This is a genomic window from Streptomyces capparidis (assembly GCF_054782095.1).
The window spans coordinates 36,557-48,356 of record NZ_BAAGTD010000012.1 but is presented as its reverse complement, the minus strand read 5'-3'; the positions used below and the strand labels follow the sequence as shown (position 1 = coordinate 48,356).

Annotated in this window: 11 protein-coding genes and 1 pseudogene; 6 read left to right on the top strand and 6 right to left on the bottom strand. The window is 76.5% G+C overall.

The window, feature by feature from the left end; translation table 11 throughout:
* The first annotated feature begins 29 nt into the window (after positions 1–29).
* The gene (locus ACYVO2_RS12410) at positions 30–980 is read left to right on the top strand and encodes an isocitrate lyase/phosphoenolpyruvate mutase family protein (protein WP_461007772.1); all 951 of its coding nucleotides are present in this window, start codon (positions 30–32) and stop codon (positions 978–980) included.
* Between the two features lie 44 nt (positions 981–1,024).
* Here the strand turns inward: ACYVO2_RS12410 and ACYVO2_RS12405 are convergent, their stop codons facing one another.
* The 3 genes from ACYVO2_RS12405 to ACYVO2_RS12395 all read right to left on the bottom strand — a co-directional run bounded on the left by ACYVO2_RS12405 (position 1,025) and on the right by ACYVO2_RS12395 (position 3,345).
* Positions 1,025–1,855: a peptidoglycan-binding domain-containing protein gene (locus tag ACYVO2_RS12405; protein WP_461007771.1), complete on the bottom strand. Its 831-nt coding sequence runs from the start codon at positions 1,853–1,855 to the stop codon at positions 1,025–1,027.
* A gap of 177 nt (positions 1,856–2,032) precedes the next feature.
* Positions 2,033–2,458 carry an OsmC family protein gene (locus ACYVO2_RS12400; protein WP_461007770.1) on the bottom strand — a complete coding sequence of 142 codons (426 nt, stop codon included), beginning with the start codon at positions 2,456–2,458 and terminating at the stop codon, positions 2,033–2,035.
* An 80-nt stretch (positions 2,459–2,538) separates the two neighbouring features.
* Entirely contained in the window at positions 2,539–3,345 is an 807-nt protein-coding gene (locus ACYVO2_RS12395) for a class I SAM-dependent methyltransferase (protein ID WP_461007769.1), read from the bottom strand.
* Positions 3,346–3,440: 95 nt separating this feature from the next.
* Here ACYVO2_RS12395 and ACYVO2_RS12390 point away from each other — a divergent pair.
* Positions 3,441–3,623: pseudogene (locus tag ACYVO2_RS12390) on the top strand (toxin Doc); the annotation flags it as partial.
* A gap of 532 nt (positions 3,624–4,155) precedes the next feature.
* On the opposite strand, the gene ACYVO2_RS12385 reads toward ACYVO2_RS12390, so the two are convergent.
* On the bottom strand, positions 4,156–5,196 hold the full coding sequence (locus tag ACYVO2_RS12385; protein ID WP_461007768.1) for a helix-turn-helix transcriptional regulator: 1,041 nt from the start codon (positions 5,194–5,196) through the stop codon (positions 4,156–4,158).
* 188 nt (positions 5,197–5,384) lie between these two features.
* Here ACYVO2_RS12385 and ACYVO2_RS12380 point away from each other — a divergent pair, with 188 nt between their 5' ends.
* From ACYVO2_RS12380 to ACYVO2_RS12370, 3 genes are read left to right on the top strand one after another with little or no spacing between them, the layout of a single operon-like run.
* A complete protein-coding gene (locus tag ACYVO2_RS12380; protein ID WP_461007767.1) occupies positions 5,385–5,642 on the top strand; it encodes a hypothetical protein in 258 nt (85 codons plus the stop codon).
* Positions 5,643–5,673: 31 nt separating this feature from the next.
* Entirely contained in the window at positions 5,674–7,815 is a 2,142-nt protein-coding gene (locus tag ACYVO2_RS12375) for a hypothetical protein (RefSeq protein WP_461007766.1), read from the top strand.
* Entirely contained in the window at positions 7,812–8,867 is a 1,056-nt protein-coding gene (locus tag ACYVO2_RS12370) for a ferritin-like domain-containing protein (protein WP_461007765.1), read from the top strand. Before ACYVO2_RS12375 ends, ACYVO2_RS12370 begins: the two co-directional genes overlap by 4 nt.
* A 24-nt stretch (positions 8,868–8,891) precedes the next feature.
* Here the strand turns inward: ACYVO2_RS12370 and ACYVO2_RS12365 are convergent, their stop codons facing one another.
* Both ACYVO2_RS12365 and ACYVO2_RS12360 read right to left on the bottom strand, forming a co-directional pair.
* Complete coding sequence (locus tag ACYVO2_RS12365; protein WP_461007764.1) at positions 8,892–9,329, bottom strand: archease; 438 nt, start codon at positions 9,327–9,329, stop codon at positions 8,892–8,894.
* 8 nt (positions 9,330–9,337) lie between these two features.
* Positions 9,338–10,744, bottom strand: coding sequence for an RtcB family protein (locus ACYVO2_RS12360; RefSeq protein WP_461007763.1), 1,407 nt, complete (start codon positions 10,742–10,744; stop codon positions 9,338–9,340).
* Positions 10,745–10,841: 97 nt separating this feature from the next.
* Here ACYVO2_RS12360 and ACYVO2_RS12355 point away from each other — a divergent pair, with 97 nt between their 5' ends.
* Complete coding sequence (locus tag ACYVO2_RS12355; RefSeq protein WP_461007762.1) at positions 10,842–11,630, top strand: Fpg/Nei family DNA glycosylase; 789 nt, start codon at positions 10,842–10,844, stop codon at positions 11,628–11,630.
* Positions 11,631–11,800 lie beyond the last annotated feature (170 nt).

Sequence of the window (11,800 nt, the reverse complement as noted above, 5' to 3'; positions counted from 1 at the left end):
CGGATCGAACGGCCAGAAGGAGTTCTCAGGTGAGCGAAGCGGAGCGGAAGCGTGCCTGCCTACGGGAGGCGATGCGGCGAGGACGGCTCGCCCTGGCCGCCGGTGTCCATGACGGGCTCGGCGCGCGGCTGGCGCAGGAGGCCGGGTTCGACGTGCTGTGGGTGTCCGGCCTGGGGGTCTCGGCCGCCCACGCGGTGCCCGACGAGAGCATCCTGACGATGACGGAGTTCCTGGCCGCCGCCCGCTCCGTCAACGAGGCCAGCCACCTGCCCGCCCTGGCCGACTGCGACACCGGCTTCGGCGACGAGGCGAACGTGGCCCGGATGGTGGACCAGTACGAGCGCGCGGGCATCGCCGGGGTGTGCATCGAGGACAAGGTCTTCCCCAAGCGCAACTCCCTCGGCGACGGCGAGCAGGTCATGGAGAGCGTCGCCGGCTTCTGCCGCAAGATCAGGGCGGCCAAGCGCGCCCAGTCGGGCGAGGGCTTCGTGGTGATCGCGCGCACCGAGACGTTCATCACCGGCGGCACGTTCGAGCAGGCCGCCGAGCGCGCCGACGCCTACGTGGACGCGGGCGCCGACGGCATCCTGATCCACTCCAGGTCGCAGGACGGCGAGGAGGTGCTGGACTTCGCCCGCCGATGGGGGCGCAAGGACGTCCCGCTGGTGGCGGTCCCCACCACCTACCCGCAGGTGACCTCGGCCGAACTGCACCGGGCGGGCTTCTCCCTGTGCATCTACGCCAACCAGGCGGTCCGGGCGTCGGTGACGGCGATGCGCAGCACCCTCGGCGAGATCCGCGAGCACGGCTGCTCGGTGTCGGTGGAGCGGCGCATCGCCCGGCTGAAGGAGCTGTTCGCGCTCCAGGTCCCCCAGCGCAGCCCCGCGCCCGGTGCGGCCGCCTCGCCCGGTGCGGCGGGCACGGCGGGAGCCGAGGCGCCCGCGCGCGCCGACGGCACGCCCACGGCGCTCACCCCCTGACCGGGGGCGGGCCGGTCCCGCGTCCGCGTCCGCCCCGGTGGGCGTCAGCTCCTGGACTCCAGGTCCCGCCGCGTGTCGTCCCCGTACACGCCCTCCTCGTCCCCGCGGATCCCGTACCACGACTGGAAGCGGGCCACCGCCTCGGCGAGGGCCCGGTCGTACCGCCCGTCCACGGCTCCGCCCGGGTACACGTCCGGGATCCGCAGCAGCCGCCGTTGCAGGTCGGACACCGCCGGGCCGCTGTCGCCCGGGCCGAGCACCCGGGGGTCGCCGGCCGGGGGCCGCGCGGAGCGGGGGAGCCGCGGCGCGGGCAGGGGCGCCGGGGGCGGGGACGGTGTGCCGGCCGTCTCCCGGCGCGGGGGCGCCGCGGGCCGCTCCCCGGCGGAGGAGGACGGCAGGACGCCGCCGTGCACCAGCAGGACGCCCAGCACGAACCCCGCCCCGCCGCCCGCCGCGACCTTCACCGCCACCCGGGCCCGCCGCCGCCCGGCCAGCGCCCGCGCCCGCCGCGCGTACCGGGAGCGCGCCCGGCCCGCCCGGTGCCCTCCCCCGGCGGCGACCTCCCGCCGCGGCGCGGTGCCCGGCTCCGGCTCCGCCCGGGTCCCCGGCCGCTTCCGCGGAACGTCCCGCCGCCCAGCCGCCCCGCGCCGCCTTCGCGGCCCCCGTCCACCGGGGCCGTCGTCGGGGACGGGGCCGGCACCGGGACCGCGGTTCCCGTCCCCCGTCCGGTCCTGCTCGCGCGGGGGCGGTGGCCAGGGGACGGGCCGGAACATCCCGACGCGTTCGGACCCGGAGCCGCGGCGCGGACCGATGATCCGGGTCGGCTCGATGACTCGTGGCTCGGACGGCTGCCCGGGGGCAGGGCCGGTGGTCACATCGACCTCCTCGTTGACGCGCCCCCGAGGGGAGGTACGCGCGAGGCGGCCGTGTTGCTCACCCGGCGGCGGCCGGGCGGCGTCGTCGAGAGGGCGCGGACGCGCCGCGCCCGTGGCGCTCGTGCCGCGCCCGCCCCGTTCGGTGCCTGCGGGGCGGGCGCGGCCGGGCCGTCCCGGTCAGGCCAGCGAGGCCGACAGGGTGATCGTCGTCCCGGTGAGCGCCTGGCTGACGGGGCAGTTGGCCTTGGCGTCCTCGGCGGCCTTGGTGAACCCGGCCTCGTCGAGACCCGGGACCTCGCCCTCCACGGTGATGTGGATGCCGGTGATCCCGGTGCCCGGCTGGAACGTCACATCCGCCTTCGTCGTCAGCCGGGTCGGCGGGGTCCCCGCCTTGGCGAGCCCGTTGGACAGCGCCATGGAGAAGCAGCTCGAGTGCGCCGCGGCGATCAGCTCCTCCGGGCTGGTCTTCCCATTCGCCTCCTCGGCGCGGGAGGGCCAGGAGACCGCGTACTCCCCGAGCCCGGAGGAGTCGAGGGTCACGGTGCCGCTGCCGTTGAACAGGTCACCTTCCCAAACGGTGTGCGCGGTGCGGGTGGTTGCCATGATGGCTCCCTCCTGTACGGGTTGCGTGTCCGGCACATCCGATCATGTCGTGCCCGGCCGTGTCCGCGCGACCCGCCCCCTCACGCGCGGCACAGCACCTCCCCGTGCGGCACCGCGAACCAGCCGTCCTCCGCCTCGCCCCACTCCCGCCAGCCCGCCGCCAGGCGCAGCAGGTCGTCCCGTGTCGCGTGGCCGCCCTCGACCGCGAGCCGGGCCAGGGTCGAGGAGGTCACGCGCTCCGCCCAACTGCCGCTCCACCAGGCGCGGTCCTCGGGGGTGGCGAAGCACCACGTGGCGGCGGTCGCGGTGACGTCGGCGAAGCCCGCCCGGCGCGCCCAGGACAGCAGCCGCCGCCCCGCGTCCGGCTCGCCGCCGCCGGCCCGCGCCACCTTCCGGTACAGGGCCAGCCACTCCGCCATGGCGGGCGGCTCCGGGAACCAGGCCATGGCCAGGTAGTCCGCGTCCCGTGCCGCCACCACCCCGCCCGGCCGGCACACCCGCCGCATCTCGCGCAGCGCGGCCACCGGGTCGGCCAGGTGCTGGAGGACCTGGTGGGCGTGCACGACGTCGAACGCGCCGTCGGGGAAGCCGAGCGCGTGGACGTCGGCCTCGACGAACTCGACGTTGTCCACCCCGCGTGCGGCGGCGGTCCGCCGCGCCCGCTCCAGTACCTCGGCCGAGGCGTCCACGGCGGTGACCCGCCCCGGCCGCACCAGTTGGGCCAGGTCCGCCGTGATGGTCCCGGGCCCGCATCCGACGTCCAGCAGGTCCATCCCCGGCTCCAGGCTCGGCAGGAGGTAGGCGGCCGAGTTCGCCGCGGTGCGGCGGCTGTGGCCCCGCAGGACGCTGGCGTGGAAACCGTGGGGATAGACGGCCTTCCGGGACATGGCGGGCCCTTTCCGCGAGGCGACGGCGACTGCGGCTCAACCTAATGGGCGTACCGGATGGTGAGAAGATTCGTCTCATGATGCGAGCCGTTGTCCTGCTGCGGCCGCTCCCGGCCGGCAACGCCCGCTTCGCCTGCGTGACCGCCGTCGCCTACCCGCACGCCGGCGGCGAGGGCGTCGACGCCCCCTACGGCGCGCCGGTGGACCTCGCCCGGGAGATCCTGGACGGCAGGACCGACGTCCACGGCGCGGCCGACCGCATCCGCTCCCGGCGCATCCGACCCGGCCGGCCCGCTCCCGGCTCCCGCGGGCCGCTGCCGCCGACCGCTTCCGGCCATCTTCCGCTCCCGGCGCCCCCGCCCCCGGCCCGCCCCCGCGCGCCGCCGGGGCCCGGCGGCGGCCGGGAACTGTCCGCCCGCGACAACGCGGCGGCGCCCGACCCTCACCGGCCTGAGTGCCGCCCGCCCGCCCGGCCCGGCCGGTCCGCGGCGTGATCCGCCCCGCCGCCGGGTGCGGGGCGGGCCCGTTGTGTGCGACTCTCCGGGCAGCAGCCCGGTGGGGACCCGGGCCGCCCCGGGAAGGGCGGCGCGGCGCGGCGCCCGCGAATCGGCACTCGTGAGGCGACGCCGGCCGCCCTGCCCGGCGCGAGCACCGGACACCGCGACGGCCGGGCCGCACACCGCGACGGCCGCGACAGGTACCGGGCCGCCGCGGCGCGGCCTAACCCGCCGTGGTCCACGTCGGCGAGGAAGCACGCGAGCCGCCCGAAGTCCGCGACCGCTCCTCCGGGCCCCGCGCCATGGGCGGAACCTACCGGACCGGCCGCGGCGCCCCGTCCTCCCGCGCGCCCCCGTCCTCCCGCGCGTCCGGACCCGCCTGCGCGCCCCCGTCCTCCCCGCCCGCCCCCGCGGCCCGCGTGAACAGCTCGCCCAGCGACCGCAGGTGCTCCCGCAGCTCGGGCGGGCTCTCCACCTCGAACGGGGCGCCCACCACGCCCAGGGCCATGGCCACCCAGTGCCAGGAGTCCGCGCTGAGCACCATCCGGCAGCTCCGCGCGTCCAGCGGCTCGACCGTCACCCACCGGCCCACCGCCGGCTCCACCTCGGCGGCCGGCGCCCGCACCGTCACCCGGGCCTCCTTGCGCCGCCACAGCCCGGAGATCCCGGCGCGCACGAACGCCACCGGGTCGCCGCCGGGCAGCTCCCTCGGCCGGAACCGGGCCCGGGTGGGCTCCGGGTCCGTGATCCGGTCCAGGCGGAAGTTGCGCCAGTCGTGCCGCTCGACGTCCCACGCCACCAGGTACCAGCGGCGTTCCAGGGCGACCAGCCGGTGCGGCTCCACCAGGCGGGACGCGGTCTCGCCGGAGTGCGTGGTGTAGCCGAACGCCAGCCGCTCCCCGTCCCGGCAGCACTGGGCGATCACCGTCAGCGCGGCCGCGTCCACCGTCGGGCCCTCGAACAGGGCGGGCACCGTGTACGTCCCCAGTGCCTCCACCCGGCGGCGCAGCCTCGGCGGCATCACCTTCACCACCTTTGCCAGCGCCTGCACCGACGCCTCCTCCACCCCGGCCACCGCGCCGGCCGCCGCGGTGCGCAGCCCCACGGCGACGGCCACCGCCTCGTCGTCGTCCAGCACCAGCGGCGGCAGCGCCGTCCCGGCCCGCAACTGGTAGCCGCCCGCCACCCCGCGGGAGGCGTCCACCGGGTACCCCAGCTCCCGCAGCCGGTCCACGTCCCGGCGCAGCGTCCGCGGGCTCACCCCGAGCCGGTCGGCCAGCTCCCCGCCCGGCCAGAACCGGTGGTGCTGGAGCAGGGACAACAGCCGCAGCATGCGTGTGCTCGTGTTCGCCATGGCACCAGCCTGGCGCACACTGCGGCCGGAATCCGTCCGCAATGGGGAAGTGGCGACCGGGCAGGGACCACCGGGCCGTGCCCGGTCCGATCGTGTGAAAACCATGGCGGGCCGGTTGCCGGGAGGCCGCCACCGGTAACCCTCCCTGCGGTCCTGTCAGGCGTCGGTCACCCGGGAGGCGGGAGAGCATGGTCGGAGACGTGGCGCGCACCGCGGCGCTCGGCTCCTCCGAGCCGGAGGAGCCCGCCCCGCGGGAGGACCGGTCGGAGCCGCTCACACTGGAACTCACCTTCGACCAGTGGGCGGCGCTCCACGACGCGTGGCACCGCCCCGGGGTGGACCGCGGCCGGCTGCTGCTCACCGTGAACGGCGCCCCCGTGGTCGAGGCCGGACGGCTGGAGGGCACCCCGCCCAAGCCCTGCGGCTCCCGCGGCGGCGGCGCGTGACCGGGCGCCGGCCGTCGGAAGGCGGCCCGGGATGAGCGTGCTCGCCGTGCCCCGCGTCCACTTCGCCGGGCACGCGGCGTGGGACCCGGCCACCATGAACAACAACGACCAGTGGCCGACCTTCGACTTCCCCCACGCCGAGCTCAACTGGGAGTTCCTCAGCGTCCAGGACCCGCCCATCACCCTCGGCAACGTCCGCGACGCGTTCCCGCGCTGGGCGCGCACCCCGCAGCGGTACGAGGACGGCGGCGGCGTCAAGTGGTGCCAGCCGCCGGGGGAGTGGAACTACTACGGCGGCAACGGCTGGTGGCTGCACACCCGGGACGCGCAGACGCACATCACCGGCGCCCAGCTCGAGCTCGGCGGCCCGGTGGTGGACGACGACCCGCTGGTCGGCGCCGTCCTGGACATGACCGGCGACCCCTACCCCGGCACGGACTTCCCCACCTCCCCCCGCATGCTCGACGTCAACCCCGACGCCTCCTGGACCACCTGCTTCCTGGTCCGCGGCCTCCAGATCGGCACCAGGACCGCGCCGCAGAGCCTGCTGCGCGGCACTGTCGAGCCGGGCACGCACATGAGCTCCCGCTGGCTGCACTTCGGCCGCAACCTCAACCGGACCGGGCGGATGGTCATCGCCGGCGTGGGCGGCTCCGTGCAGCAGATCTGCCTGCCCAAGGAGTCCCTGCGGATCACCGAGGGCGCCTCGGCCGTCCTCGACCACCTGTGCGCCGCCCTGGCCGGTCCCGACGTCAAGGGCCTGATGGTGCGCTTCTCCGCCTATCTGACGCGGTACTTCACCGACCCCAGGCTCCCCGAGGTCACCGGGCCCGACCTCACCGCCCAGTACACCCGCCTCGCCGAGCTGTGGGAGGAGCAGCTCAGCGCGGGCACCACCCCGATGCGCAACCCCGCGGTGTCCCGCGTCGCCGGAACCCTGGGGCTGTGGATGGAGCGGGAGCCGGCCACCGTCCCCGGCGGCAGGTTCCTCGGCACCGAGTGCGGCGTGCAGGTGGGCGAGGGCAGGCCGTTCTTCCTCGGCCCCGCCGCCGTCGAGGTGCACGGCCGGGACGGCGCCCTGTACGCGAGCGTGGACCTGGGCAACACCGTCCCGGAGAAGGACGAGCACGGCGCAAAGGAGGAGGGGCTCGGCGACCTGGAGCTGGTGCTGGCGCCCGACGGCGGACCGGGGGAGCGGACCGTGGCCACCCTCACGCCCGACGAGTACGGCACACGGCGGTACCAGCGGACCTCCGGCATCGTCGACCTGCCCGTCGCCGCCGGTGTCACCGCCGAGGACCTGGCCGCGGGGGAGCTGCGGCTGCGCGTGGCGGGCGAGGGCAACCCGCCGCTGCTGCGCGAGGCGCGGCTGACCGCCCACACCGACCGGCGCGGCATCCACATCGACCAGGGCGAGTCCGCCGCCCTCACCGTGGAGGTCCGCGACCGGGGACGGATCCCCGCAGGACCCGTGCGCGTCCTGCTCCAGCAGTACGTGCCCTACCCCGCGCCCCCCGCCGCGGGCGGCGACCACCTGATCCGCGCCAACCCCTCCCAGCGGCTGGTCCGCTTCCGGCACGCGACCGGCGCGCTGGAGGAGGACGTGGTCCTGGTCGCGGACGGCACCGCGGAGGTCACCCTGGAGCCGGTGCGGCCCGGCTTCCCCGTCGTCGTCTTCTTCCCCTACCTCGAAGGCGGCCCCAGGCCCGTCCCGCCGGAGACGATCCAGGCGTTCGGCACTTCGCCGTCCTTCCTCACCGCCTTCTACTGCTGTGTGCGGGTCCTGCCGTTCGACGACGCGCTGCCGCAGGAGTTCCGGGAGCTGCTGAGCGCCACCGGCAACGACCCGGAGCGGGCCTGGCGGTTCGTCCACGACCGCATCCTGTACCTCTACGACGCGATCTTCCCGGTGATGCGGTACTACGGCAGCCTCGACCTCGGCGACCGGGAGGCCGTGGAGCGCGCCATCGACCAGATCGTGGAGCTGTGCGAGCCGCACCTGCGCCACTCAACCCTGTACATGCCGGCCACCCGCGACCTGTCCCGGGGCAAGCGCGAGGTGCTGCGGATGTACCGGGACGTGCTGAAGTCCCGCCAGGCCGCCGAGACCCTGCGCCTGCGCGCGCCCGCGGGGAGCCCGGCGCCCTCCGCGTCCCCGGGGGGCCCGGCGTGACCGCGACCGGGCCGGAGCCGATCGAGACCCTCCCGCAACTGCGGGGCAAGCTCCAGCACGCCCTCGCCATCGAGTTCGCCACCGTGCCCGCCTACCTGTGCGGATGGTGGACGGTCAGGGACCCGCGCTGCCCGGTGGCGATGATGCTCCAGCGCGTCGTCATCGCGGAGATGCGGCACATGTCGATCGCCGCCAACGTGCTCACCGCGCTCGGCGGCACCCCGGACGTCACCGCGGCCGTGCCCCGCTACCCCGCCTACGTCCCGGACATCTGGCGGGAGCACACCGGCTTCCTGCGGGTGGACCTGCTGCCGTTCGGCGGCGCCTTCCTCGACATGGGCAGGTCCGTCGAGCGGCCCGCCGAGCCCCCCGCGGAGTGCGGCGCCGAGCTGTTCGACCGCTTCATGGGCGCCAGGTTCGTGGCGGAGCCGCCGGAGGGCGCCTACCTGCTGGGCCTGTGCCATCCCTCGATCGGGGCGTTCTACCGGGCCCTGTGGGAGGCCGCGGAACGGCTCCTGCCGCCCGGGCCGCTGGACGACCCGCGGGTGGACCGGCAGTACACCCACTTCGGCGCGGACAACATCACCGTCTGCACCCGCGGGGACGTGGTGCACCTGCTGCGGGACATCGTGGACGAGGGCGAGGGCGACGGCGGCCGCATGTGGGACGAGAACGGCGACCTCGCCCACTACTACACCTTCGACCAGATCGCGCGGGCCCGGTACTACCGCCCCGGCGACCGCCCGTGCGAGCCCGGCGGCGAGCGGTTCCCCGTGCCCAGCGGAGAGATGAAGGTGGTGCCGATGACCGAGAACCCCACGCTGGACAAGTACGGCTCCGGCACCCCCGCCCACGCCCGGGCGCGGGAGTTCGCCCGGTTCTACACCGACATGGTCGCCAACCTGGCCAAGGGCTTCGACGGCACACCCGACCAGGTGGACACCGCCATCGGGCAGATGCACCAGATGGCCGCCCTGGCCCACCGCGTCTTCGCCTGCCCCGCCCCGCACGACCCGGGCCGCTGCGCCGGGCCGACGTTCGAACTGCTCTGACCCCCCGCCCCGGCCAGGGCACCGCTACACGTCCACCGTCACCGCGCACGACCACCCCATGGGCCCCGGGGCCAGCCGCAGGTCCTGCCAGGCCACCGCCTTCGGGGCGGCGCCCGTGACCGGCACCGCCCGGACGTCGGCCACCGCGAGGCGCACGTCCAAGCCCTCCTCGCCGGCCTCCGCCTCCACGTCCACCGGCACCTCGCCGCGCGTCTCCAGACGGAAGATCACCTCGTCCAGCAGCGCCGCCAGCAGGTCCTCGTCGGCGACCTCCGCCACCCGCAGGTGCGCCGCCGCCGTCGCCCGCACCGCCGAGGTGTCCGCGAACGTCTCCACCAGCCCGAGCACCGCCTCCACCAGGCACTGCTCCCGCGTCGTCCCCCACGCCTCGATCCGCACGTCCGCCGTGTGCGGCACCGACCGGTGGCCGCACCCGGCCGTCTCCTGCGCCTCGTCCGTCACGCCGCCCCCTAACCCTTGACCACGCCGAGCGGCACCAGCCGGGCCACCCTCCGGCACAACCCCGCGCCCTCACTGGCCGCCACCACCGCGGAGACGTCCTTGTACGCCTCCGGGGTCTCCTCCGCGAGCCCCCGCCACGACCCCGAGCGCACCATCACTCCCGCGGCCTCCAGACGGGACCGCAGCTCCCGGCCGCCGACCACGCGCGCCGCCTCGTGGCGGCTCATCACCCGACCGGCCCCGTGGCAGGTGGACGAGAACGCGCCCCCGCCGCGCACCCCCGTCAGCACATAGCTGGCCGTGCCCATCGTGCCGGGGATCAGCACCGGCTGGCCCACCGCGCGCAACCCCGGCGGCAGGTCCGGGTGGCCGGGCGGCAGCGCCCTGGTGGCGCCCTTGCGGTGCACGCACAGTCGCCGCCGCCGTCCGTCCACCTCGTGCTCCTCCACCTTGGCCAGGTTGTGCGACACGTCGTACACCAGCCGCAGCCCCGCGCCGGTCTCCCGGCGGAACACCCGGCGGGCCGCCTGCGCCAGCAACTGCCGGTTCGCCCGCCCGTAGTTGGCCGCCGCCGCCATCGCGCCCAGATAGGCCCGCCCCTCGGGGGAGTCCACGGGCGCGCAGGCCAACTGCCGGTCGGGCACCTCGATCCCGTACCGCGCCATCACCCGGTCCATCGCCCGCACATGGTCGGAGCACACCTGGTGGCCCAGCCCCCGCGACCCGCAGTGGATCATCACGCACACCTGCCCCGCCGCGAGCCCGAACGCGGACGCGACCTCCTCGTCGTACACCTCCGCCACCTCCTGCACCTCCAGGAAGTGGTTGCCCGAGCCCAGGCTGCCGACCTGGCCGAGCCCTCGCTCCACGGCCCGCTCGCCGACCCGCGCCACGTCCGCGTCGGCCACCGCCCCGCCGTCCTCGCAGCGCTCCAGGTCACCCGCCTCGCCGTGGCCGCGCTCCACCGCGTACCTGGACCCGCCGTCCAGCACCCGCTCCAGCTCGTCCCGGCCGAGGTGCCACACCGCGCCGGGGCCGGCGCCGCGCGGAGTGGCGGCGCCGAGACCGTCCATCAGTGGGCGCAGCACCCGCTTGATCTCCGCCCGGTCGCGGTCCGCGGCCAGCAGCCGCACCCCGCAGGAGATGTCGAAACCGACACCGCCGGGCGAGACCACGCCGTCGTCCACGCCGGTCGCGGCCACCCCGCCGATCGGGAAGCCGTAGCCCCAGTGCAGGTCCGGCATGGCGTAGGAGGCGCCGACGATGCCGGGCAGCGTGGCCACGTTCGCCACCTGCTCCAGCGATCTGCCCGCCTCCCGCAGCAACTGGTGGGAGGCGAACACCACGCCGGGCACCCGCATCGGCCCGCGCCGGTCGAGCCGGAAGCGGTAGGGGCCTTCCTCCACCACGTCCATGGCCACCCCGGGTGCCCGCGCCCGCGGCGGGCAAACCCCGCGGGCCCCGGCGGATCCGCGGTGGGCGCCGGCCCGCCCGCCCGCCTACCGTGGAGGGGTGCCCGAGCTGCCCGACGTGGAGGGGTTCCGGCGGGTCCTGGCCTCCGGCGGGGCCGGCCGCCGGGTGCGGCGCGTCGAGGTCGCCGACGCCGGGGTGCTGCGCGGCGTCACCCAGGGCGGGTTCCGGCGGCAGCTCACCGGCCGCCGCCTCGGCGAGCCCGAGCGGCACGGCAAGTGGCTGATCGCCCCCACCGACGGGCCGACGCTGCTGCTGCACTTCGGCATGACCGGGCGGCTGCTGCGCCCCGGGCCGGACGAGCCGCGCCACCCGCACGACCGCGTCGTCCTCGCCTTGGACGACGGCGGCGAGCTGCGCTACCGCGACCAGCGCAAGCTCCGCGGCCTGTGGCTGGCCGCCACCGGCGACGACGCCGCCCGGATCATGGGGGAACAGGGCCCGGACGCGCTCGCCGTGGACCGGGCGGGACTCGAACGGCTCCTCGCCGGGCGCCGGCAGGCCGTCAAGGCGGCGCTCACCGACCAGGCGGTGCTCGCCGGGCTCGGCAACCTGCTCGGCGACGAGATCCTGTGGCGCGCCGGCATCCACCCCCGGCGGCGCGCGGACCGCCTCACCCCGGACGAGCGGCGCCGCCTGGGCACCGAAATGCGCCGCGTCCTGCGGGAGTCGGTGCGCGCGGGCCACGTCCCCGCCCGCCCCACCTGGCTGACCGGCCACCGCGACGAACCCGGCGGGCACTGCCCCCGCTGCCGCGGCCCGCTGCACCACGACCGCATGGCGGGCCGGACCACCACCTGGTGCCCGCACTGCCAGCCCCCCGCCACCTGACGGGCCCGGCGCCCGCCCGGCCCCGCCCGGCCCGGGTGCCCCCAGGGCGCGGCGCCCCGTGCCGCCGGTGCTCCCCGCCCTGCCCGCACCCGCCGCCGGCACCCGGCCCGCCGCCCCGCCGAACCCCGCACCCGACCCGCCCCGGTTGTCGAACGGGTGATGGAATGATC

What these genes read in the sequence shown, in the direction of transcription:
- ACYVO2_RS12400 (WP_461007770.1), bottom strand. Translation starts at nt 2,458, where the DNA reads ATGGCAACCACCCGCACCGCGCACACCGTTTGGGAAGGTGACCTGTTC.
- ACYVO2_RS12395 (WP_461007769.1), bottom strand. Translation starts at nt 3,345, where the DNA reads ATGTCCCGGAAGGCCGTCTATCCCCACGGTTTCCACGCCAGCGTCCTG.
- ACYVO2_RS12385 (WP_461007768.1), bottom strand. Translation starts at nt 5,196, where the DNA reads ATGGCGAACACGAGCACACGCATGCTGCGGCTGTTGTCCCTGCTCCAG.
- ACYVO2_RS12380 (WP_461007767.1), top strand. Translation starts at nt 5,385, where the DNA reads ATGGTCGGAGACGTGGCGCGCACCGCGGCGCTCGGCTCCTCCGAGCCG.
- ACYVO2_RS12375 (WP_461007766.1), top strand. Translation starts at nt 5,674, where the DNA reads ATGAGCGTGCTCGCCGTGCCCCGCGTCCACTTCGCCGGGCACGCGGCG.
- ACYVO2_RS12360 (WP_461007763.1), bottom strand. Translation starts at nt 10,744, where the DNA reads ATGGACGTGGTGGAGGAAGGCCCCTACCGCTTCCGGCTCGACCGGCGC.